The sequence below is a fragment of the Enterococcus sp. C76 genome (assembly GCF_040886985.1).
GTDB lineage: Bacteria > Bacillota > Bacilli > Lactobacillales > Enterococcaceae > Enterococcus_B > Enterococcus_B lactis.
The window spans coordinates 154,227-176,967 of the sequence record NZ_JBFOEY010000006.1; the positions used below are offsets into that span (position 1 = coordinate 154,227).

The 22,741-nt window shown below is 39.8% G+C and carries 21 protein-coding genes and 1 riboswitch; of the genes, 19 read left to right on the top strand and 2 right to left on the bottom strand.

All coding sequences use genetic code 11. From position 1 onward, the window contains the following. Positions 1-47 precede the first annotated feature (47 nt). Positions 48-851 (bottom strand): pyrroline-5-carboxylate reductase, encoded by an 804-nt coding sequence (proC, locus tag AB3I00_RS09575; protein WP_002341381.1) that lies wholly within the window; start codon positions 849-851, stop codon positions 48-50. 140 nt (positions 852-991) lie between these two features. Between proC and mprF the strand changes: the two genes are divergently transcribed. The 9 genes from mprF to thiT all read left to right on the top strand — a co-directional run bounded on the left by mprF (position 992) and on the right by thiT (position 11,803). Beyond that, on the top strand, positions 992-3,565 hold the full coding sequence (mprF, locus tag AB3I00_RS09580; RefSeq protein WP_368025123.1) for a bifunctional lysylphosphatidylglycerol flippase/synthetase MprF: 2,574 nt from the start codon (positions 992-994) through the stop codon (positions 3,563-3,565). A 153-nt stretch (positions 3,566-3,718) separates the two neighbouring features. After that, complete coding sequence (ispE, locus tag AB3I00_RS09585) at positions 3,719-4,570, top strand: 4-(cytidine 5'-diphospho)-2-C-methyl-D-erythritol kinase (RefSeq protein WP_002293073.1); 852 nt, start codon at positions 3,719-3,721, stop codon at positions 4,568-4,570. Between the two features lie 246 nt (positions 4,571-4,816). Next, positions 4,817-5,755, top strand: a complete 939-nt coding sequence (locus AB3I00_RS09590) for a metal ABC transporter substrate-binding protein (RefSeq protein ID WP_368025124.1) — start codon at positions 4,817-4,819, stop codon at positions 5,753-5,755. A gap of 21 nt (positions 5,756-5,776) precedes the next feature. After that, on the top strand, positions 5,777-6,457 hold the full coding sequence (locus AB3I00_RS09595; RefSeq protein ID WP_002315885.1) for a metal ABC transporter ATP-binding protein: 681 nt from the start codon (positions 5,777-5,779) through the stop codon (positions 6,455-6,457). Next, entirely contained in the window at positions 6,430-7,254 is an 825-nt protein-coding gene (locus tag AB3I00_RS09600) for a metal ABC transporter permease (RefSeq protein ID WP_002287344.1), read from the top strand. Before AB3I00_RS09595 ends, AB3I00_RS09600 begins: the two co-directional genes overlap by 28 nt. A 166-nt stretch (positions 7,255-7,420) precedes the next feature. Further along, the gene (purR, locus tag AB3I00_RS09605) at positions 7,421-8,239 is read left to right on the top strand and encodes a pur operon repressor (RefSeq protein WP_002287345.1); all 819 of its coding nucleotides are present in this window, start codon (positions 7,421-7,423) and stop codon (positions 8,237-8,239) included. A gap of 382 nt (positions 8,240-8,621) precedes the next feature. Then, positions 8,622-9,995, top strand: coding sequence for a bifunctional UDP-N-acetylglucosamine diphosphorylase/glucosamine-1-phosphate N-acetyltransferase GlmU (gene glmU / locus AB3I00_RS09610; RefSeq protein WP_002315886.1), 1,374 nt, complete (start codon positions 8,622-8,624; stop codon positions 9,993-9,995). A 93-nt stretch (positions 9,996-10,088) separates the two neighbouring features. Continuing rightward, on the top strand, positions 10,089-11,060 hold the full coding sequence (locus AB3I00_RS09615) for a ribose-phosphate diphosphokinase (protein ID WP_002287347.1): 972 nt from the start codon (positions 10,089-10,091) through the stop codon (positions 11,058-11,060). Between the two features lie 5 nt (positions 11,061-11,065). Beyond that, positions 11,066-11,168: riboswitch (TPP riboswitch) on the top strand. Positions 11,169-11,233: 65 nt separating this feature from the next. Continuing rightward, positions 11,234-11,803 (top strand): energy-coupled thiamine transporter ThiT, encoded by a 570-nt coding sequence (gene thiT, locus AB3I00_RS09620; RefSeq protein WP_368025125.1) that lies wholly within the window; start codon positions 11,234-11,236, stop codon positions 11,801-11,803. Between the two features lie 82 nt (positions 11,804-11,885). On the opposite strand, the gene AB3I00_RS09625 is transcribed toward thiT, so the two are convergent. Continuing rightward, positions 11,886-12,659 carry a hypothetical protein gene (locus AB3I00_RS09625; protein ID WP_002293067.1) on the bottom strand — a complete coding sequence of 258 codons (774 nt, stop codon included), beginning with the start codon at positions 12,657-12,659 and terminating at the stop codon, positions 11,886-11,888. Between the two features lie 256 nt (positions 12,660-12,915). On the opposite strand from AB3I00_RS09625, the gene AB3I00_RS09630 reads away from it, so the two are divergent. The 10 genes from AB3I00_RS09630 to rsmB all read left to right on the top strand — a co-directional run bounded on the left by AB3I00_RS09630 (position 12,916) and on the right by rsmB (position 22,732). Beyond that, a complete protein-coding gene (locus AB3I00_RS09630; protein ID WP_368025126.1) occupies positions 12,916-14,616 on the top strand; it encodes a patatin-like phospholipase family protein in 1,701 nt (566 codons plus the stop codon). Further along, positions 14,586-14,804: a YdbC family protein gene (locus AB3I00_RS09635; protein ID WP_002293064.1), complete on the top strand. Its 219-nt coding sequence runs from the start codon at positions 14,586-14,588 to the stop codon at positions 14,802-14,804. Before AB3I00_RS09630 ends, AB3I00_RS09635 begins: the two co-directional genes overlap by 31 nt. Before the next feature lie 19 nt (positions 14,805-14,823). After that, positions 14,824-15,714 (top strand): YicC/YloC family endoribonuclease, encoded by an 891-nt coding sequence (locus AB3I00_RS09640; protein WP_002315890.1) that lies wholly within the window; start codon positions 14,824-14,826, stop codon positions 15,712-15,714. Positions 15,715-15,731: 17 nt separating this feature from the next. Further along, positions 15,732-16,016: a hypothetical protein gene (locus tag AB3I00_RS09645; protein ID WP_033650092.1), complete on the top strand. Its 285-nt coding sequence runs from the start codon at positions 15,732-15,734 to the stop codon at positions 16,014-16,016. Between the two features lie 335 nt (positions 16,017-16,351). Then, positions 16,352-16,966: a guanylate kinase gene (gmk, locus tag AB3I00_RS09650; protein WP_002293062.1), complete on the top strand. Its 615-nt coding sequence runs from the start codon at positions 16,352-16,354 to the stop codon at positions 16,964-16,966. A gap of 4 nt (positions 16,967-16,970) precedes the next feature. Further along, a complete protein-coding gene (gene rpoZ / locus AB3I00_RS09655; RefSeq protein ID WP_002287365.1) occupies positions 16,971-17,276 on the top strand; it encodes a DNA-directed RNA polymerase subunit omega in 306 nt (101 codons plus the stop codon). Positions 17,277-17,528: 252 nt separating this feature from the next. Next, positions 17,529-19,937, top strand: coding sequence for a primosomal protein N' (priA, locus tag AB3I00_RS09660; protein ID WP_368025127.1), 2,409 nt, complete (start codon positions 17,529-17,531; stop codon positions 19,935-19,937). A gap of 14 nt (positions 19,938-19,951) precedes the next feature. Next, positions 19,952-20,443: a peptide deformylase gene (gene def / locus AB3I00_RS09665; protein WP_002315893.1), complete on the top strand. Its 492-nt coding sequence runs from the start codon at positions 19,952-19,954 to the stop codon at positions 20,441-20,443. Next, a complete protein-coding gene (gene fmt / locus AB3I00_RS09670; RefSeq protein ID WP_002293059.1) occupies positions 20,436-21,374 on the top strand; it encodes a methionyl-tRNA formyltransferase in 939 nt (312 codons plus the stop codon). Before def ends, fmt begins: the two co-directional genes overlap by 8 nt. Further along, positions 21,374-22,732, top strand: coding sequence for a 16S rRNA (cytosine(967)-C(5))-methyltransferase RsmB (gene rsmB / locus AB3I00_RS09675; RefSeq protein WP_368025128.1), 1,359 nt, complete (start codon positions 21,374-21,376; stop codon positions 22,730-22,732). Before fmt ends, rsmB begins: the two co-directional genes overlap by 1 nt. The last annotated feature ends 9 nt before the right edge of the window (positions 22,733-22,741 follow it).

A 22,741-nucleotide genomic window follows, 5' to 3' on the forward strand; every position in this document is an offset into this window, starting at 1 on the left:
GCAGCTCTTCTTTTTTTGTAAGGCACGAAAAAACATTGCTATTATTATTATTTATTCAACATCTCAAGATCTTTCTCGATCGTCGTATTGATTCCTTTGATGATTGCTGGGATGAATCCTGCTTCTTCTAGGGCAACTACACCGGCAACGGTCGTACCACCAGGAGAAGAAACTTGGTCTACAAGTTCCCATGGATTTTTATCACTTGAAAGGAATTTTTGACAAGAACCCATGATTGCTTTTGCAGCAATTTCAGTTGCTGTTTGTTTGGACAAACCATTTAATACACCAGTCCGTCCCATCGCATCGATCAGCATATAAATGAATGCGGGCGAGCTGCCAGCAAGGCCGATGAATGTACTGAAATCTGCTTCTGCTAAAGGATAGACGCTACCGATTGCTTCAAAAATTATCGTGGCTTGTTGAAGCTGTTCATCCGTGGCAGCTTCATTTTTGCAAATCGCAGAAACGCCTGCTCCTACGCTGACATTGACATTCGGCATCACACGTACGATGGAGGCCTGAGGATCTTCAAGCGCTGTTTCTAAATCTGTTAATGATTTTCCTGAAGCAATAGAAATGAATAAGACCTTCTGGCTGTATTCTTTTAGTTCTTTCAATACTTTTTCAATGATTTTTGGTTTTACGGCTAAAAGAACGATATCTGATTTTGATGCAACTTCCTGGTTGCTTTTGCACGCATGGACGCCAGTTTCAGCAGCGAATGTTTGTGCATTTTCAAAATGACCACTGGAAACGAACACTTCTTCTTTCGAGACTGTTCCTGTTTTCAATAAACCATCAATAATAGCTTGTGCCATATTCCCTGTACCGATAAATCCTACTTTCATGTTATCCTCTCCTTTAGCATTAGGATATCTTTCTTTTTCTATGATCGCAAGCAAAGAACAGGTCTAAAGTGGAAAAATTAAAATAAATAAGATAACATTGGGGTATAACACAAAAGTATACAAGTTAGGAATGGGAAAATGTGAAAAATAAACGATACTTGATGCTGCAATGGATAAAGGAACATAGTCTGATTTTAAAATTGATTTTTTTCGGCTCCGTGTTAGTCTTTGTGGCAAATCAAGTCGCAAATATTGCTAATGGCATGAGTTGGCAAGATATTTGGCAAAGGATGGGACAACAAAGCCATATGACGATCCTGCTCATGATTCTGGCTGGACTGCTGGGTGTCATTCCGATGTTGTTGTATGATTGGGTGACGATCAGAGTCTTAGAAAAACAAGGAAAACCAAAAATGGAAAGAAAAGAGTTTCTTCTTGCTGCGTGGGTAACAAACACGCTCAACAATCTCGCCGGTTTTGGTGGTGTGGTAGGAGCAAGTCTTCGGGCTAGTTTTTATGGAAAGCAGACAAATAGGAAAATGGTGTTAGTGACTGTTTCAAAAGTCGCACTATTTATGCTGACTGGTTTGTCTGTATGGTCATTTCTTACATTTATTGATGTCTTTTTTATTCAGTCAGAAAGTATTTTTCGGAGCTATTGGATCTGGCTTTTCGGCGGTAGTTTTTTAGCGCCAGTCATTTTCTTTTTTGCTTACCTAAAGAGAAAGACCTTGTTCTCTGAGTTTTATCTAAAAGGCTTGCTTGGTCTGCTACTGGCATCCTTTGGACAATGGACGGGGGCACTTGCAGTATTTCTGACTATCGGCAAGTTGATGAGAATAGATATTTCCATGTTTTCGATCTATCCTATGTTCATGATTGCGACGCTGATAGGAATGTTGACAATGGTCCCAGGTGGAATGGGGACTTTTGATGTTTTGATGATCTTAGGAATGAGTCAATTGTCTGTTCGGCAAGACGTAGCAGTAGTTTGGTTGTTATATTATCGGTTGTTTTATTATGTCCTGCCTTTTTTGACGGGACTTCTATTGTTCATCACACATACAGGAGTCAAAATCAATCGATTTTTAGATAATATACCGCGATTATTTTTCCAAAAGGTTGCGCATATCGTGCTCGTAAGTGCTGTATATTTTGCAGGGATCATGATGGTACTCCTGTCAACGATCACTAATCTGTCTGCAATCAGTCGGCTGTTTCAGGTATTATTGCCGTTCTCGTTCAACTTTTTAGACCAGACATTGAACCTATTAGTGGGCTTTTTATTGCTCGGTCTTGCTCGAGCGCTTTCAGTAAAAGTCAAAAAGGCATTTCTACCTACGATCGCTTTACTAGCTTTTGGTATTTTAAATACGATCACACGTACATTATCTTGGCAATTGTTATTGGTATATGTCTTGATTCTATTGGCTGTGTGGTTATCTAGAAAAGAATTTTATCGAACAAAATTCGTTTATTCTTGGGGAGCTATACTCTTTGATGCTAGCTTGTTCGGTTTCTTGTTTATTGTTTACGCAATTGCGGGTTATCATAGTGGACGCTTTTTAGTTGGACGGATAACAGGTAACCATTTTATTTTGTTTCCTTCAGATGATGTGTGGTTCTCAGGGCTCATTGGTTTGGGCATCTCATTGCTAGCTTTAGTGGCGCTTTATCAATACTTAGCAGAAGATCCTACGACGCTTGGCAGTGAGTACGAAAAAGAACGTTTTGACCGTTTATTGGAAACATACGGAGGCACAGCTACAAGCCATCAGCTTCGCTTGCCAGGATACAGTTATTTTTATTACCAAAAAGATGACCAAGACCAAGTCGTTTTTGGTTATCAAATCAAAGGGAACAAATGCTTTGTTTTAGGAGATCCAATTGGTAATCCCAAAATGATGCGGGCAGCAACGAATCAGTTCATGAAACGAGCAGATTGTTTAGGTTATCAGCTTGCTTTTTATAAGATATCAGAAAGCTACGTAGTGATGCTTCACGAATTGGGCTTTCATTTCACGAAAGTAGGTGAAGCAGGAATTGTTGATCTAGCGACAGAAGACTTGTCTCGGCTGAGTCAACAACTTGAATATCAACGTTTGATGAAAGAAGGATACCATTTCACTTGGTATGACCAACTACCAGAAGAATTACATCAAGCTGTAAATGAAGTTTCACAAAAATGGCTTCACGGGGCACGAGAAAAATACTTTTCTGTGGGACGATTCGATGAATCCTATGTATTGTCTAGTGGCGTCGGTATTGTCCGTAAAGATCAAAAAGTCGTGGGCTTCATCACCGCTCAACCGATGACGAAGGAGCAAGCGGGGTATGATTTGTTGCGAATCTTGCCTGAAGAGCCTGAAGAATTAGCGGATTATCTATTAGCTAATTTGTTCATTGTATACGAGAAAATGGGCTATCTGGAAGCAAATCTGGGATTAGCTCCTTTAGCAAATGTTGGAGAAACAGATTTTTCTTTCTTTCAAGAAAAAGTCATGCATATCGTATATAATTATGGTAATTTTTTCTATTCTTTCCAGTCTGCTTATGAAAAGAAATTGAAATATGTCGATCATTGGGAAGGTCGCTACTTTGCATATCGGAAAGGAAGTAATTTCGGATTTGCTACCATGCAGCTGCTCAGTCTGATAGGGAAAGAAAAAGGAAATGTGCCGAGTTTGGCAGAAGAAGTGCTCACAGAATTATAAGAATCACTAGAGTTTATTTGGATTATGAAGAGAAAATTCTATGAAAGCTGTTGAAACGATGACAAAATCAACAGCTAGGCGGACATAAGCTATACTTTTATTTTTCCCTATGATAGAATACTTGCGACTTAGACTTTTCGAATGGGTGAGAGGATGGAATTGATTGAAAAAGCGCCAGCCAAGATAAATTTAGGACTGGATGTATTATATAGACGGCAAGATGGGTATCATGAGTTGGAAATGGTGATGTCGAGCGTAGACTTGGCAGATCATCTATTTTTTGAAGAAATAGCAGAAGACAAAATCATTGTAGAAACAAATAAAGCATTTTTACCGGTAGATGAGCGTAACAATGTTTATCAAGCTGCTTTATTATTAAAAAACAAATACAATATCAAAACCGGTGTCAAGATCTTTGTTAAGAAGAATATTCCAGTAGCCGCTGGATTAGGCGGAGGAAGTACAGACTGTGCAGCTGCTTTAAGAGGGATCAACCAATTATGGAATCTAGGTTGTTCATTAGAAGAGCTAGCAGAGATCGGTTTGGAAGTTGGTACAGACGTTCCTTACTGTGTATATGGAAGTACGGCTTTTGTCGGAGGTAAAGGGGAAGAAATCCAAGTATTACCTTCTATGCCGCAGTGCTGGGTTGTGTTGGTCAAACCAAGAATGAGTGTTTCCACACGTACAGTGTTTAGGGAAGTAGATACGCAAGCTATCCAACATCAAGATATCCACGGACTTGTTGAAGCCATCCGAGAGCAAGATTATCAGCAGATGATCAAAAAAATGGGAAACAGTTTAGAAGATGTCACGGGAAACCGGCATCCAGTCATCCATCAAATCAAAGAGCGTATGGTCAAGTACGGAGCAGATGCTGCATTGATGAGTGGAAGCGGACCAACCGTTTTTGCCTTGTGCCAACATTATTCAAGAGCGCAGAGAGTATATAATGGGTTAAAGGGTTTTTGTGAAGAAGTTTATTTAGTACGAACCTTGCAATAAAAATAGAAGAAGTAAAACAGGTAAGGAAAGACTGAGGAGTCCTAAAATGGGATTCTTCAGTTTTTTTATTGTAATGAACAGCTTAAACATGAGTGTTAACTCATCCATTTTACGATTTAATCAGAATATCCACGTTTAAATCAGAAATTGATGGATTTCTATTGACGGCGTTTTTTTATTTTGATACATTAGTTCACGTTGGTAAATCGTAAAATTACGATTTGTTTATTTGAAAGGAGCATATAGATGAAAAAATATCTTTTGACAGCTACGGTAATGATAGGTGCTTTATTGTTTGCAGCATGTGGAAATACGAATAAGGAAGCAGATAAAAAAGAAGACTTGACGATCGTTACGACATTTTATCCGATGTATGATTTTACAAAAGAAATCGTAGGGAACGAAGGAAACGTGAAACTTTTGATCCCTGCCGGAACGGAGCCTCATGATTTTGAACCAAGCGCAAAAGAAAGAGCAGAAATTTCCGATGCAGATGTTTTCGTGTATAATAGTTCAGACATGGAATTTTTCGTGGATTCGTTGAAGGATTCAGTGGACAGCAAACAGACCTTGATGATCGAAGCAGCTAAAGGAATTGACCGCTTAGAATCTCAAGAAGCAGATGAACACGAAGAATCAGAAGAAGGACATGATCATGCGCATGAATATGATCCCCATGTTTGGCTCGATCCGGTATTAGCTATAAAAGAAGTCAGAACAATTGCTGGAGAATTAGGCGAAAAATATCCAGATAAAAAGGAAATATTTACGAAGAATGCTGATGCTTATATCAAAAAGCTTGAAGCACTGGATCAAAAATACTCCGAAGAACTCAAAAATGCGACAAACCGCACATTCGTCACTCAGCATGCTGCTTTTGCTTATTTAGCGAATCAATACAACTTAGAACAAGTGGCGATTTCAGGTGTTTCGCCAGATCAGGAACCAACACCAAGCCGCTTAGCTGAACTAAAAGAATTTGTGAAGAAAAACAACATCAAAGTGATTTACTTTGAAGAAAATGCCTCTTCGAAGGTGGCAGAGACATTATCGAATGAAACGGGTGTGAAGTTAGAGGTGTTGAATCCTTTAGAAAGCTTGACCAATGAACAAATCAAAGCAGGCGAAAATTATATTTCTGTCATGGAAAAAAATCTGGAAGCTTTAAAAGAAAGTATCAATTAAGTCTAGAATGGAGGTTATAAGGTGCGTTACATCGAAATATCTGATTTGACCTTTTATTATGATGATGAACCAGTACTAGAAGATGTCTCCTATCATGTAGACGCGGGTGAATTTGTCATTTTGACTGGAGAAAATGGAGCAGCCAAGTCAACCTTGGTGAAAGCATCGTTAGGATTACTGAAACCTTCAAAAGGAACGATAAAGATTGCTGAGAAAAATCAAGAGGGAAAAAAATTAAGTATCGGCTATATTCCCCAACAAGTTGCATCTTTCAATGCAGGTTTTCCAAGTACGGTGATCGAATTAGTCCGATCAGGAAGATACCCAAGAGGCCGCTGGTTCAAGCGTCTCTCTGAAAAAGATCATCAACATGTACAGCGGGCTCTAGAAGCTGTTGGGATGTGGGATATGCGAAACCGGCGGATAGGTGAATTGTCTGGCGGACAAAAGCAGCGGATCAGCTTAGCACGTATTTTTGCTACTGATCCTGACTTATTTGTCCTTGATGAGCCAACAACAGGAATGGATGAAGAGTCTCGAAATGAGTTTTATCGCCTTCTTCGACATAGTGCCCATGTCCATGGGAAATCAGTTCTAATGATCACTCATGATCATGAAGATATCAAACAGTATGCGGACAGACAGATCCGACTGGTGAGAAAGGAGGATTCTCAATGGCGTTGCTTTCATATGAATTCATGAGAAGAGCTTTTCTTGCGGCTATCTTCATAGCGGGGATCGCCCCGATGCTAGGTGTGTTTTTAGTGATCAGAAGACAATCGCTGATGGCTGATACACTTTCTCATGTCTCTTTAGCAGGGGTAGCGTTAGGATTCTTTTTGAACCTTAATCCTACACTTACGACCATGCTAGTCGTTGTGCTAGCAGCTGTGATATTGGAATATCTGCGAACGATCTACCGAACCTATTCGGAAATCTCCATTGCCATTTTAATGGCTGGCGGTTTAGCGCTAGCTTTAGTATTAATGAATCTGAGTGGCGGGAATTCTGCAACAAGCATCCAATCTTATCTGTTTGGTTCGATCGTGACCATTACTTGGGAGCAAGTCATCTTTTTAGGAATCTTATTCGTTGCGATCGGTATATTGTTCTTTTTATTCAAACGTCCGATGTATGTTCTGACTTTTGATGAGGATACCGCCCATGTGGATGGATTACCCGTTCATTTGATGTCAATGATGTTCAATGTGATTACTGGTGTAGCTATTGCTGTGATGATCCCGATTGCCGGTGCACTTTTGATATCCGCAATCATGGTTCTTCCTGCAGCAATCGGTATGCGGTTAGGCAAAAGTTTCAATGTTGTGATTGCTATCAGTGTTTGTGTCGGATTTCTAGGGATGCTGTCAGGATTGACTAGCTCGTTTTATCTAGATACCCCTCCAGGAGCAACAATCACATTAGTCTTTATTGCTTTGTTCCTGATTGTAAATATCATCAAACGAATATTGGTTGCCTTTAGAAGAAAAAATAACTGAATGATAAAGAAAAGAAGCCTGATAAAAACGAAAAATTTTTTATAGGCTTCTTTTTATTTTAATAAATACCGAACTATTTTCTTATTTTTTCATAAAATGCTCGAATTTTTGAAGAAAAACTTATATAATGTAAAACGATAAAATTTCTTAAAAGGAGTTGGAATAGGTGAAAGTACGTCGCAGTGAACGTCTGGTTGACATGACACAGTATTTATTGAATCACCCGCATGAATTGATTTCCTTAACAAGCTTTGCCGAACGTTATGAATCTGCTAAATCTTCCATCAGTGAAGATTTGGGAATCATCAAGAAAACATTTAAAGAACGAGGGTATGGTACCTTGGAAACAATCCCAGGTGCTGCAGGTGGTGTATTGTTCATCCCTGAAATTTCATATGAAGAGGCGAAAAAATATATTGAATCTCTAGCAGAACGTCTATCAGAACAAGATCGTCTGCTTCCAGGAGGATATGTTTATCTCTCTGATTTGTTAGGAGAACCTGAACTGCTGCGTCAAGTTGGGAGAATCATTGCTTCTAAATACCTTGGTGAAAAAATCGATGCTGTAATGACTGTAGCCACAAAAGGCGTACCTATTGCCCAAGCTGTGTCCTATTATCTGAATGCACCATTCGTTATTGTACGCCGAGACTCAAAAATAACAGAAGGATCAACAGTAAGTGTCAACTATGTGTCCGGTTCTTCTGAAAGAATTGAAAAAATGGAATTGTCTAAGAGAAGCTTGAAACGTGGTTCACGTGTCCTTGTAGTGGATGATTTCATGAAAGGCGGCGGAACAGTCAACGGAATGAAGAGCTTGATCGAAGAATTCGAATCAGAACTTGTTGGCATCACTGTATTTGCCGAATCGAAATTCAACGGACATCGCGCTATCGATGATTATACGTCACTGCTTTATGTCAAAGATGTAGATACTCAAACGAAAAACATCACAGTTGTGCCGGGAAATTATTTTTCAGAATAAGAGGTTGTGAAAAAGCCGCTTAGTTTCGAGTAGTAAGAAAAATTTTGTGAAAATGGCTTTCCACATTTTTTCATAAATTTGGCTTAATACCGAGAAACTGGCTTTTGAACACCGTTTATACCAAGAGGTCGTAAGCCTACCGTTTAACTCTAAGTCACAAGAAACGATTTCAAAAAACAGCTTTTCATGTTTTATGAGTAGTGTGACTTGTGACTGAGGGGTTGGTAGGAGAGCACCGGTTACCCAATAGATAGGCCCTTTATGGTCTATCTATTTTTTTATCCAAAGAACACCGTGGTGAAAGAAAATCACTTGTTTTGTTGAAAAAATGGGTATACTGGGATAAACTGAAATCAGCAAACTATATTTAGGAGTGACGCAGTTGGACGCACGTTATGCAATTATTTTGGCGGCAGGGAAAGGTACCCGCATGAAGTCAAAATTATATAAAGTTTTACATCCCGTCTCTGGTAAACCTATGGTAGAACATATCATCAATCGGGTCAGTGAAACGAAACCAGATGAAGTGATTACCATCGTTGGACACGGAGCAGAACAAGTCAAAGCACAACTAGGAGAGCGCAGTAAATATGCGTTACAGGCGGAGCAATTGGGAACAGGACATGCTGTTTTGCAAGCCGCTTCTTTCTTGGAAGGAAAAAAAGGAACGACGTTAGTTATCAGTGGCGATACACCATTATTGACTACTGAAACGCTGAACAATCTTTTTGAATATCACCAAGGAAAAAATGCAAGTGCGACGATCTTGACGGCACAAGCAGAAAACCCAACAGGATATGGTCGGATCATTCGTGATCATATTGGGATCGTAGAAAAAATCGTGGAACAAAAAGACGCAACACCAGAAGAAGCACTTGTACAAGAAATCAATACAGGAACATACTGTTTTGACAACGAAGCTTTGTTCGATGCGTTAAGCAAAGTCGGAACAAACAATGCTCAAGGTGAATACTATCTGACAGATATCATCGAAATATTAAAAGAAGAAGGCAATACAGTTGCTGCTTATCAAACAGATGATTTCGAAGAATCAATGGGAGTCAATGATCGGATCGCGTTAGCTAAAGCAAATGAGATCATGAGAAAGCGGATCAACCAGATGCATATGGTCAATGGCGTAAGCTTTGTCGATTCAGCAACGACATACATCGATGCAGGCGTAGAGATTGGTCCAGACACATTGATCGAAGCAGGTGTACAAATCCAAGGCAATACAGTCATCGGTTCTGATTGTGTCATCGGGGCACATTCAAAAATCGTAGACAGTAGGATTGAGGATCACGTCGTCATTGAAAACTCAGTCATTGAAAGCAGCCATGTCAAGAAACATGCAGATGTGGGACCTTATGCACATTTACGACCAAAAGCTGAAATTGGCGAAAACGTCCATATCGGAAACTTTGTGGAAGTGAAAAATGCTCAAATCGGCAAAGGAACGAAAGTCGGTCACTTGACTTATGTTGGTGATGCTACGTTGGGAGAAGAAATCAATGTCGGATGTGGTGTTGTCTTCGTCAACTATGATGGAAAGAACAAGCATCATACGACTGTCGGCGACCACAGCTTTATTGGTTCTAGCACGAATATCATCGGACCTGTCGAGGTAGCTAAAAACAGTTCGATTGCTGCCGGGTCAACAATTACAGACGATATTCCAGAATATGCGCTGGCAATTGCGAGAGCAAGACAAGTCAATAAAGAAGGATATGCAAAAAAACTCCCTTATCTAAACTAAGACTTTTGCAAAATCACTTGATTTATTTAAAAAATATGACTACTATTTATTAGGTAGAATTCTAGAGTTGTGAAAAAGAAAGTGGAGGTCCCCATGTCAAAACATTACTTTGACCCAAGATTAAAAATTTTTGCGTTAAATTCCAATCGCCCATTAGCAGAGAAAATTGCAGCAGCAGTCGGTGTCGAGTTAGGAAAATCATCTGTTACTCAATTTAGTGATGGAGAAATTCAAGTAAACATTGAAGAAAGTATTCGTGGATCGCATGTCTATGTGATCCAATCAACGAGCAGCCCAGTCAATGATAACTTGATGGAGTTGCTGATCATGATTGATGCACTGAAACGAGCAAGTGCAAAAACAATCAACGTAGTCATGCCTTATTATGGTTATGCGCGTCAAGATCGTAAAGCACGTGCACGGGAACCAATCACAGCGAAATTAGTAGCAAACATGATCCAAAAAGCCGGTGCAACACGAATGCTGACTTTGGACCTTCATGCAGTCCAAATCCAAGGTTTCTTTGATATTCCAGTCGATCATTTGATGGGTGCGCCACTTATTGCTAATTATTTCTTGGAAAAAGGAATCAAAGGCGATGATGTTGTCGTTGTTTCACCAGACCACGGTGGCGTTACACGAGCACGTAAATTAGCGGAATTCTTGAAATCTCCGATTGCGATCATCGACAAACGCCGTCCAAAAGCAAATGTTGCAGAAGTAATGAACATCATTGGACAAGTCAAAGGCAAAACTTGTGTACTGATCGACGATATGATCGATACAGCAGGTACGATCACATTGGCTGCCAATGCTTTGAAAGAAGCTGGTGCAACAAGTGTGTATGCTTCATGTACCCATCCAGTATTATCTGGTCCTGCTTTACAAAGAATAGAAGATTCAGCTATCGAGCGACTAGTTGTCACAGACTCGATCTATCTTCCAGAAGATCGTAAAATCGATAAAATCGATGAAGTAAGTGTTGGCGGACTAATGGGAGATGCAATCAAACGTATCCATGAAAACAAACCAGTTAGTCCATTATTTGAAACAAAAAATAAATAATAAATAAACTCACAAAGGGGAGTCCAATTGGGCTGAGATTGAATCTACTTCTAAACCCTTCGTACCTGTTTCGGTTATGCGAGCGTAGGAATTGTGAAAAAACAGCTGTTTGAAAATTTTCGAAAGCTGCTTCCTCCTTTGTGACTTTTTTATTCAAAGGAGGAAGTTTTTTTATGGGAAAAAATAGAGTTTGGGCAGAAGGAACGATTGTTGCAGCGTTAGCGATGGTGCTGTCATTGATACCAATCCAGATCGGCAGCAGCTTTTCTATTTCATTAGGGCAGATTCCGTTGACGCTTTTTGCGTTAAGAAGAGGGACAAAGGCAGGGATGCTGGCAGGTTTCATTTGGGGGATCTTACACTTTCCGTTGGGACAAGTTTATTATTTAAGTGTCGTTCAAGTGTTGATTGAGTATCCGATTGCTTATACTTTTGCAGGTGCAGCAGGGCTCATGGCTTCAAATGTCCAAAAAAGCTATGCAGATGGAAATACGAAACAAATCAGAAAAAACATAGTGTTTGGTGCATTGATTGGCGCACTTTCCAGATATTTTTGGCATTTTATTGCGGGAGTTGTTTTCTGGGGAGCCTATGCACTATGGGGGATGAATCCTTGGCTCTTTTCTTTCGTAATGAATGGTGCTAGCGGGTTGAGCACAGCGATTGTGACGATGATCGTTTTATTAGGGATCCAACAAACGATTCCATCGCTTTTTGTGCCAGATAAACGACAGAATCTTTAAATAAAAAAGGAAACAAAAAACTTGAGACAGAATCATGTCCTAAGTTCCTTGTTTCCTTTTTGTTTTTCGGTAAGAAATAGATTCACTTCAATGGCAGATAAGAAAGACCGGCATCTTCTACCAATTGCCAGCGCCGATCGTTGACAGAGTAGATTAAAGTAGCGACGACTTCTTCTTCCCGATACCGAGTACCTTTCAATTTCCAAATATAGTCCTCAATCACATAAATAGGAATACGGTATTCGTCATCGATCAAACCAACTTGATCAAAAGAAAAAATGATCCCTTCCTGCATTAAATTACGCATTTCTTTCAATAATTCCACACTGATTTTTTCAACAGGAGTTTCCTTTTTAAAAAAGGATTTTTTTACATTGATCTTATCTGACAGGATAGAACTTAATTTACTAGCAAAAATCCTGTAAAATTCATCTAAATAGCGATAATAAATTCGGTTCAATTGATCGTTCAGATCGAAGTACACGAAATTATTTTGTAGTTTATAAAAAAATGGTGAGTGGAGATGTGTTTTCATATGGCCAAAATATAACAATTCTGAAATTTCTAAAGGTGTCAATTCTTTCAGCATCGTTAAATCAGTAAAGTCGATCCATTTCAATTCATCGAATCCACGCCTGTTTCGAGAAGAGGAAAAGAAACGCTGGATATTTTCTGTACCACGGATTACTTTCAGTCCTGTATGAGATTCGTATTCTCCAGCAGAAGCAGATGGATCAAGCAAAAGCAAGTTTTGAGGAAAATGCACGATACTGTTTGCAAAATCAGTAGCAGTCAGTCCTTTTGTTAAAACAGCATTACTTGTGGTATCAATATGTACATAAACTGACTCAGTCATCATGTTCCTCCTCTTATTTCCTCTTCATCTCTTTTATTTTACAACATTTGCATAAAAAAAGCTTGTTTCTTTTATTTTAAAATTCCATTACAAAATCACGTTTTCATTGAAAATACTCTCATTTTCAATTAATTTTTGTATTTTTTATTTAAAGGTGGTTTTATGAATTGTTTTCTTATGGAATATCCAAAGTCGAATACGATACTCATGAACTTTTTTCGACGTACTGGTATACTTGAAGAAAAAGGAGAAAGCGATGGAGATAAAAAAAGTTTACTTTTCACAGAAAATGTCGCTGTATTCGCGTATCAACCAAGCAAAACAACCTCTTCCGTTTTTTCAAAGCCATCAAGAAAGTAGAGAAGCATTTTGGCGTTCTGCAAAAAAGCAATGTGCCTTTGAAGCAGTATCAAAAAAATATACCATCTATTTTACTATTGATAAAAGTAGAGAAGATGTTATTTTTAATAACTTGCTGATCGAAGGCGAAACTTTTGAATGGCAAAAACTTTTCCAACATATGGAAGCTTGCGCTCGTTTTTTTATTAAAGAAAACTGTTGTTTTTTATTTCAATCTCCTCTATCAGAAGAATGGTTGCGTATTTTTCATAAAAACGGCTATCAAGGAATCATGCAACTAAATAAAAAGCTGGTCTATCACACAGCACTTGTATTAGGAGGAGGGGGAGCACACGGTGCCTATCAGATTGGTGTATGGCAGGCGCTGAAGGAACATAACATCCAATTTGAAATCATCACTGGGACCTCGGTAGGTGCGCTGAACGGCGCATTGATTTTACAAGGAGACATGGAAAAAGCTGTGGGTTTATGGAAAAAGCTATCAACCAGACAAGTGCTTGCGTTACCAGAAATGGCTGACGTAGAAGACTTGCGTGAACGTTTCTATCAAGAAAGACGCCAAATGACGAAAACGGCACTAGTTGAAGGTGGGGTTTCGTCTGCGCCATTGGAAAAGCTGGTCAAGGAAAATTTAGATTTGTCTTTGCTCAAATACAATTCCAAAATACGTTTATACACGGTGTCTACTAAATTGCCAGAACTAGCGGAAGTAGTGACTGCTATCCAACAAACAAAAACAGAAGAAATACCAGATTGGATACTTGCCTCTGCTTCATTTTATCCTGCTATGGCTTACCGAAAGATCGGAAAAAATAAATATGCAGATGGTGGATATCGTAACAAAATTCCTATTGACATCGCGATTAACGAAGGCGCAACAGAGGCGTTTGTCGTGGATGTGCAAGGACCAGGGCCAGCGAAAAGAATCCGTGTGCCAGATACGTTTATCCATTGGAAATGTCAAACATTGTGGACGCTTGGCAGCTTTCTGCTTTTTGATAGCCAAAGAAACCAATTAAATTTACAATTAGGCTATCTGGAAATGAAAAAACGATTAGGCTGTTACTACGGGAATTGGTATACATTTGATTCTGTCAAACAAGCAGGAACATGCTGGCGTGGATTTTTATCTTACTTAATAAAAGAACTTCAGTTAGAGCTATCTTTTTTCAAAACCATAAAATTTTGGCAAAAACTGCGTAATATATATAAGAACAGGGTCGAACCAGAAACATGCGGACTGGCGATGCTGGAACTTTTAGCAAAAAAACATTTTTTATTGCCAAACAAAGTCTATGAAGTAGATTGGATGTTTCAAATGATCTGCCAACAAGATAGAAAAAGTATGCCAGACGATTTATTGGCACAAGTTGGTCAATTAAGTACAGAAGAATGGCGGAGGTATCGAAAATATCAGCAGAAAATACAAAATGAACGCACGAAAGCCGTTTATTTTGAAAAACTGCTGCAAGAAAAATGTAAGGATCGTTTGCAGCGTGAACTGCTTGAACAGCCAGTTGACACATTACTGATCCTATATTTATATTATCTCAAGGAGGAACAACCATGGCACAAGAATTTTCATATGAAATCGTAGAAGAAATCGCTGTTTTATCAGAAAACAACAAAGGATGGCGTAAAGAGCTGAACTTAGTCAGCTGGAATGGTCGTCCGCCGAAATTCGATCTTCGAGATTGGGCACCCGACCATGAAAAGATGGGGAAAGGGCTGACACTGACGAACGAAGAGTTTGAACAACTGCAAAAAGCAATAGAAAATATGTAATGAGGAAGGACCCTGTCGAATGAAAAGTATGACTGGTTTTGGCAAAGCCATCCGCGAAACAAAAGCATATCAGCTAGATATCGAAATAAAAAGTGTCAATCAGCGTTTTCTAGATGTCCAAATACGAAGTCCTAAAATCCTGAACTTTATTGAAAACGATTTTCGTCAGCTTATCAAACAGCAGTTAAGCCGCGGACGGATCGAGGTATTTGTGAATCTAGCTTATATTGGCAAAAATGAAAAGCAGATCGTCATCAACTGGGAATTGATTGATTCACTTATCACCCAATTGACAGACGGGATTCAACAACGATACGGGAGTCAAAATCAAGTGTCAATTCGTCGGCTGGCGGAACGCTTCGCGCTGGATGAAAACTTTGTAACGGTAGAAGAAAAACCGGAAGAGAGCATGGAAGAATTGGCACAGTTAGCTCTAGATACATTGAAAAGTGCACTTGATTCTATTGAAGCCAGTCGAGAAAAAGAAGGACAAGCCTTAGCTTCAGTGCTGAAAAAGAACACGGAAGAATTCAAACAAGTACTAAAAAAACTCAATAGTTTTGTAGACATCTATGAACAGGAATTTCAATTAAGGTATCAAAAAAAGCTGGAGGAATTTCTTGGAGCGAAAGTGGATGAGCAACGGTTGCTGACGGAGTTGGCTATCTTGCTGGAACGTGGAGATATCCACGAGGAACTGGACCGTTTGGCGATCCATGTCCAAAAACTAGATGAACTTATCGAGGCGCAATGTCCTGTAGGGCGAGAATTAGATTTTTTGATCCAGGAAATGAATCGGGAAATCAACACGATCGGTTCCAAATCAAATGCAATCGAAATTAAAAATCAAGTCGTCCAATCCAAGACGATCTTAGAAAAAATCAGAGAACAGGTCCAAAATATTGAATGACGAAAGAGGTAGAGACAATGAAATACTATGACGTAACGTTCCACGAATTAAGTGGAAAAACTGTTGTTAAACGGGATATCCCTTCTGAAAAAAACGGCTTTGACGTATGGAAAGATGCCTGTGCAGACTATACTGAGAACGAACTGTTTATTTTGATCAACGACGGTGCTTACGTGACGATGAATCGGAAATTTATTGTTCGAATCGACACAGAAGAGGTAGAAGATCCGACAGAAAAAGCACGTTCTCGAAAAGATGAGATCATGGGTGTAGTGAATACTTTGTCCAATATGGGCTTTTAGCAAGGACGTTGAACAAAGAAATACAATAAATAATCAGAATTGCATTTCTACGCTTAGCTTCTTTGCTCTAGGAATACATTTAAAGGTTGTGACAAAATTCGTGTCACAACCTTTTTTTATTTTGAATAAGTGATGTTCAAAAACCATTTTCTCGGTATGAAGCCAAATTTATGCAAAAATGTGAGAAGCCATTTTTATTTGGCTGTTCTTATTACTTGATGCAGGGTAGCTTTTTTGCCAATTTCTAGCTATAATTAAAGATAACCTTGAAAGTTGCAGAAAAAAAGTGCAAAATAAACGATAAGTACAAAAAGACTAGTTGAAAGGACGTCGTCATGTCAGAGCGTGGATTATTAATCGTGTTGTCTGGTCCATCCGGTGTAGGAAAAGGCACAGTACGAAAAGCAATTTTTGAGAGTGAGGATAATGATTTTCAGTATTCAATCTCAATGACTACCCGTAAAATGCGTGAAGGGGAGGTCGAAGGCGTTGATTATTTCTTCCGAAGCAAAGAAGAGTTTGAATCAATGATCGAAGCTGGAGAGATGCTGGAATACGCAGAATATGTCGGGAATTATTATGGAACGCCTTTGTCATATGTCAACAAGACATTGGATGAAGGAAAAGATGTTTTCTTGGAGATTGAAGTCCAAGGAGCAAAACAAGTCAAAGAAAAAGTGCCCGATGGTGTATTCATTTTTTTGACTCCGCCAGATTTAGCGGAATTAAAATCACGGATCGTAGGCCGAGGAACAGATGCAGATGAAGTAATCGAAGAACGAATGAAAGTTGCAAAAGAAGAAATCGAAATGATGGCTCTTTACGACTATGCTGTTGTAAATGATGAAGTGCCGCTAGCAGTTGAACGAATCAAACACATTATTGCCAGTGAACATTTTCGAGTAGATCGCGTAATCGGTAAATATATTAAAATGTTAAAGGAGATGTAGTCTTATGATGTTAAAACCTTCAATTGACTCACTATTAGATCGTGTAAATTCAAAATATTCTCTAGTAATTTTAGCAAGCAAACGCGCGCATGAGTTGGATGCAAGTGCACAACCTACACTAGATTCTTTTGATTCAGTAAAAAGCGTTGGTCAAGCTTTAGAAGAAATCGATGCAGGGAATGTAGTCAATGATCCCCATCCTGAATTAAAACGTGAACGTTTGAAGATGGAAGAAGAGGAACGTCAAGCTCAAAAAGAGCGTGAACAACACGAATTGGAATCACGTATCCGCGAAGAGCAAAAAATGTAATAAAGAAAAGTAGAGCGAGCATCTAAAAAGAAAAGCAAACCCAGCTGTTTCCTTTTCAAACATTCGCCTCTTATTGTCTGGTAGAAAAGGCTGTGTCTGAACTTTTTGACACAGTTCTTTTTTTTCTTATCCGCTGTTAATTTTTTGTTAGGATTTGGCAGAAAATAAGACAAATCCAGCGATCTCTAGTAAAATAGGCAAGGAACTTTTTGTCGCTTGATATGAAAAGACAAAAAAAGGAGGAAACGAACCATGACATTAACAGCTGAAGTCATTGTGGACGTACCTACTATGCAGACCGATCAGCCATTCACCTATCTGGTTCCCTCTGAAATGGAAACAGCTTTGCAAGTCGGGATGCGGGTAGAGGTCCCTTTTGGTAATGGCAATCGTCATGTCCAAGGATTTGTTATGGCTATCCAAAAATCAGAAGAATCAGCTAACCCATCGTTGAAGGCAGTGATCCGTTTGCTGGACCTTGCCCCAGTGGTCAATGAAGAATTACTTTCATTAGCTGATTATATGAAAAAGATCACTTATGCATTCAAAATCACTTGTCTACAAACGATGCTTCCGAGTGTGATGAAAGCAGAATATGATAAATTGATCTATCCTTTGGCAGATACACCAGAAATTCAGGCATTGTTTGGTCAACGGGAAGTGATTTCCTGGAAAGAAGCAGAAGAAGAAGGCAGCCTTTCTCAGTTGATTCGTTGGCGCCAAGAGCAATTAGTAGATATCAAATACGAAGTCCATACACGAAATAAAGTAAAAACGATTCGTTTGGTCCGTTCCCTATTAACTGAAAAACAAATCGAAGAAGAATGGGCAAAATTACGGCAAAATGCCAAGAAACAAAAAGAGCTTCTTTTGTGTTTATCTGAACTGAGCCAAGAAGAACCAATCGCTTATTTCAAAGATAAAGAAATCAGTACTGCTGTCTTGAATCAAGGAAAAGAAAAGGGCTGGCTGGAGTTTGTAGAATCAGAACGTTATCGCGACCCTTATCAGGACCGAGTATTTGACCAAACGACGGCATTGGAACTGAATGCAGAACAAAAAAATGCTGTCGAACAAATCATCACAGCAGGTCAGCAACAAAAAGATCAGGTCTTTTTGCTAGAGGGAATCACCGGTAGTGGAAAAACAGAAGTATATCTTCAATCAATCGCTGATGTTTTGTCAGAAAATAAAACGGCTATAATGTTAGTGCCTGAAATCGCATTGACTCCGCAAATGGTCGAGCGATTCAAAGGACGCTTCGGTGAATCAGTTGCGGTCTTACATAGCGGACTTTCCCAAGGTGAAAAATATGATGAATGGCGCAAGATCGAGCGGGAAGAAGCACAAGTAGTAGTAGGCGCACGCTCTGCTATTTTTGCTCCGCTGAAAAATATAGGATTGATCATTATCGATGAAGAACATGAATCAAGTTATAAACAAGATGAGACGCCGCGTTATCATGCGAGAGATTTAGCTATTTGGCGCAGTAAGTACCATCATTGCCCAATAGTCCTTGGAAGTGCGACCCCCTCTTTGGAATCAAGAGCACGAGCTCAAAAAGGCGTGTATCAGTTATTGCAGTTGAACCACCGAGCCAAAGCAGCTGCACAACTTCCAGCTATTGAGATCGTAGACATGCGTGAAGAGTTTCAGAATCATCGGACCTCTATTTTTTCTGCTAATTTGCAGGAAAAGATACAAGATCGGTTAGACAAAAAAGAACAAACTGTCCTACTGCTCAATCGTCGAGGATATTCGTCTTTTGTGATGTGCAGAGACTGCGGATTTGTTCTCCCATGCCCTAATTGCGATATCTCTCTTACCTTGCATATGGATACACGTTCGATGCGCTGTCATTATTGCGGACACGAAGAACCTATTCCTAATCGCTGTCCCAATTGTGGGGGCAACAAAATCCGCTACTATGGGACAGGCACCCAAAAAGTAGAAGAGGAACTCCGAGAACTTTATCCGCAAGCTAGGATTTTGCGTATGGATGTAGATACTACCCGAAGAAAAGGGGCACACGAACAGATTTTACAAAAATTCGGTGCAAAAGAAGCAGATATTTTATTAGGGACACAAATGATCGCTAAAGGCTTGGATTTTCCAGAAGTCACATTAGTTGGCGTGTTGAATGCCGATACCTCCCTGAATTTACCGGATTTTCGTTCTAGCGAGCATACATTCCAATTGCTGACCCAAGTTTCAGGACGAGCAGGACGAGCGGAAAAACCAGGCGAAGTCGTGATCCAAACGTTCAATCCTCAGCATTACGCTATAGAATTGGCTAAAAAACAAAACTATGAACAGTTTTATCAGCAGGAAATGCATGTACGGCATCGTGGAGGTTACCCTCCGTATTACTTTACTGTGAAAATAACTGCCAGCCATCCTGAAGAACAAGTGGCGGCAAAGAAAATCTTTCAGATTGCCAATCAGCTAAAAGAAGTATTAAGTCCTCAAAGTTTGTTACTAGGACCAACACCCAGCATGATTTTGAGAGTGAAAAATCGATACTATTATCAACTGATCATCAAATATAAACATGAGCCGAATCTTCCTCATGTTTTGGATGAAATCTTGAATGGAAGCCAGAAAGAACAGCGGCAAGGTCTTTTTGTGGCAATTGACAACGAACCATTAAACTTTATTTAAGAAAGGACCAACTTATGCGCTATCCTATATTGATCCACCCTAATGATAAATTAAAAAGACCTGCTCAGCCAATCGACGTGATCACGGATGAAACGATTGCTTTGTTAGACAACTTATATGAGACGATGATTGCGAATGACGGAATAGGGATTGCTGCTCCTCAAGTAGGAAAAAACAAGAGAATCGCTGTGATCGAAGTAGATGAAGGCGAAAAATTCGAACTGATAAACCCAGAAATCATTGAAGCAAAAGGTGAAAGCATGGACGTAGAAGGCTGTCTCAGTATTCCGCATGTCTATGGAACAGTCAAGCGAGCAGATGAAGTGACTGTACGCTATTATGACCGAGATGGAGAAGAGATAGAAGTGACAGCTTTCGGCTATTTAGCCCGTGCCTTCCAGCATGAAATCGATCACTTAGACGGTATTCTGTTCATTGAGAAAATGGTACAGCAGATCCCGGAAGAAGAACTTGAAGAATATATGGAGGAACATCTTGATGACTAAGTTAGTATTTATGGGCACACCTGCTTTTTCTGTGCCAATTCTTGAAGGGCTGATAGAATCAGGCTACGAGATCCAGGCAGTAGTCACACAGCCCGACCGTCCAGTTGGGCGGAAACGAGTAATTACGCCGACACCGGTAAAAGAAGCTGCTCTAAAGCACGGTATCCGTGTGTTGCAGCCAGAGAAAATCTCCGGTTCGCCAGAAATGGAAGAAATCATTGAATTGGCGCCTGATTTGATCGTCACTGCGGCGTTTGGTCAATTCTTGCCTGAAAAGTTATTGCAAGTGCCAAAATTAGGGGCAATCAATGTCCATGCTTCTTTACTTCCTAAATATCGGGGAGGTGCGCCTGTTCATTATGCCATCATGAATGGGGAGAAAGAAACTGGTGTAACGATCATGGAAATGATCAAAAAAATGGATGCAGGCGGAATCTATGCGCAAGAAAGCATGCCAATCACTAAACAAGATGATGTGGGGACGATGTTTGAAAAGCTCAGCCTTTTAGGAAGAAAGCTATTGCTAGAAACATTGCCTAATATTTTGAATGGACAAAAACCAGTTCCTCAAGACGAGTCAAAAGCCACTTTTTCGCCAAACATCACACGTGAACAAGAAGCGGTCGATTGGCATAAAACTGCAGAAGAAATTGACAACCAAGTACGCGGGATGCGTCCTTGGCCGATTGCATTCACGACCTATGAAGGTACACGCTGGAAATTATTATCGGTTGAAGTACTGGCAGAAAGTACAGACGAAGCACCAGGCACGATCATCCGAAAAGACAAAAAAAATCTATGGATTGCTTGCGGTAAACAGACCGTATTAGCCATCAATGAATTACAGCCAGCTGGTAAAGGAAAACAAGCCGTACACGATTTTCTTAACGGAAGCGGTCAGCAAGTTCAGATTGGTCAGCAGGTGAAATAATGAAAAAAATCCCTAAAAAAATGAAAAAATCTGTACGATATATGGCATTACTGACATTAGAGCGAGTGAACAAGGGCGGCGCCTACTCGAATCTTTTGTTGAATGAGATGATCAAACAAAGCGAGCTAAATCAAAAAGATGTGGGTCTATTTACAGAATTGATCTACGGTACGATTAGCCATCAGCGACTATTGGAATTTTACGTTGCACCATTGATCGCTAAAGCAAAAAAAGTGGATGACTGGGTCAAGACGCTTCTTTATCTTTCTGTATATCAATTAGAATTTTTAGATAAAGTCCCTGCACATGCTATTTTAAACGAGGCGGTCGAAATCGCGAAAGTAAAAGGAAATCCTGGGACAGGAAAATTTGTAAATGGTGTTTTGAGGAATTATCAGCGTCAAGGAGCACCAGATCTGCAAGGCATTGCTGATCCTATCGAAAGACTTTCTGTCAAAATCAGCCTGCCTCTATGGATGACGAAGCGGTTGGTGGATCAAATCGGTTACGAAGAAACTGAAAAGCTCGGTTTATCGCTATATCAGCCTAGCCATGCTAGTGCCCGAGTAGATACACGCCGACTTTCCAGAGATCAGGCCATCACTGTTTTGCAAGAAGAAGAGATCACAGCTGAAAAAAGCCAAGTCAGTCCATGCGGTATAGTAGCGAAAAAAGGGCATTTAGCTTCTAGCTCATTGTTCCACGATGGCGTCATGACGATCCAAGATGAAAGTTCGATGCTTGTAGCGCCGTCTATGCAAATCGAGCCTGAACATCATGTCTTAGATGCCTGTGCAGCACCCGGAGGTAAGACGACACATATTGCTTCTTTTTTGGATCCCTCATGTGGTGGGGAAGTGATTGCTTTAGATGTACATGAACACAAAGTCAAACTCATTGAAGAAAATGCAACACGTCTGGGTGTCTCTTCTGCTGTTTACGCTCAAAAGATGGATGCTAGAGAAGTCAGCAAGCAGTTTGAACCAGAGCAGTTCGATCGGATTTTAGTAGACGCGCCTTGTTCAGGTCTAGGGCTCCTTCGGCGAAAACCAGATATCCGTTATAAAAAACAGCCGGATGAATTAGCGAATTTACCAAAAATCCAATTGGAAATTTTAGAAAGCTGCGCACCAGCTTTAAAGTCTTCCGGTATTCTGACTTATAGTACTTGTACGATCTTAAAAGAAGAAAACCAAGACGTTGTTTCTGCTTTCTTGGAAACACACCCTGATTTTGAGAGGATTGATGTTTTGACCGATCCTATGCTACAATCATCAATCGTAGAGAAAATGTTGACTTTGTATCCGCATCAGTTTTACACAGATGGATTTTTCATTTGTTGTTTGCGCAAAAAGTAATGAGGTGAA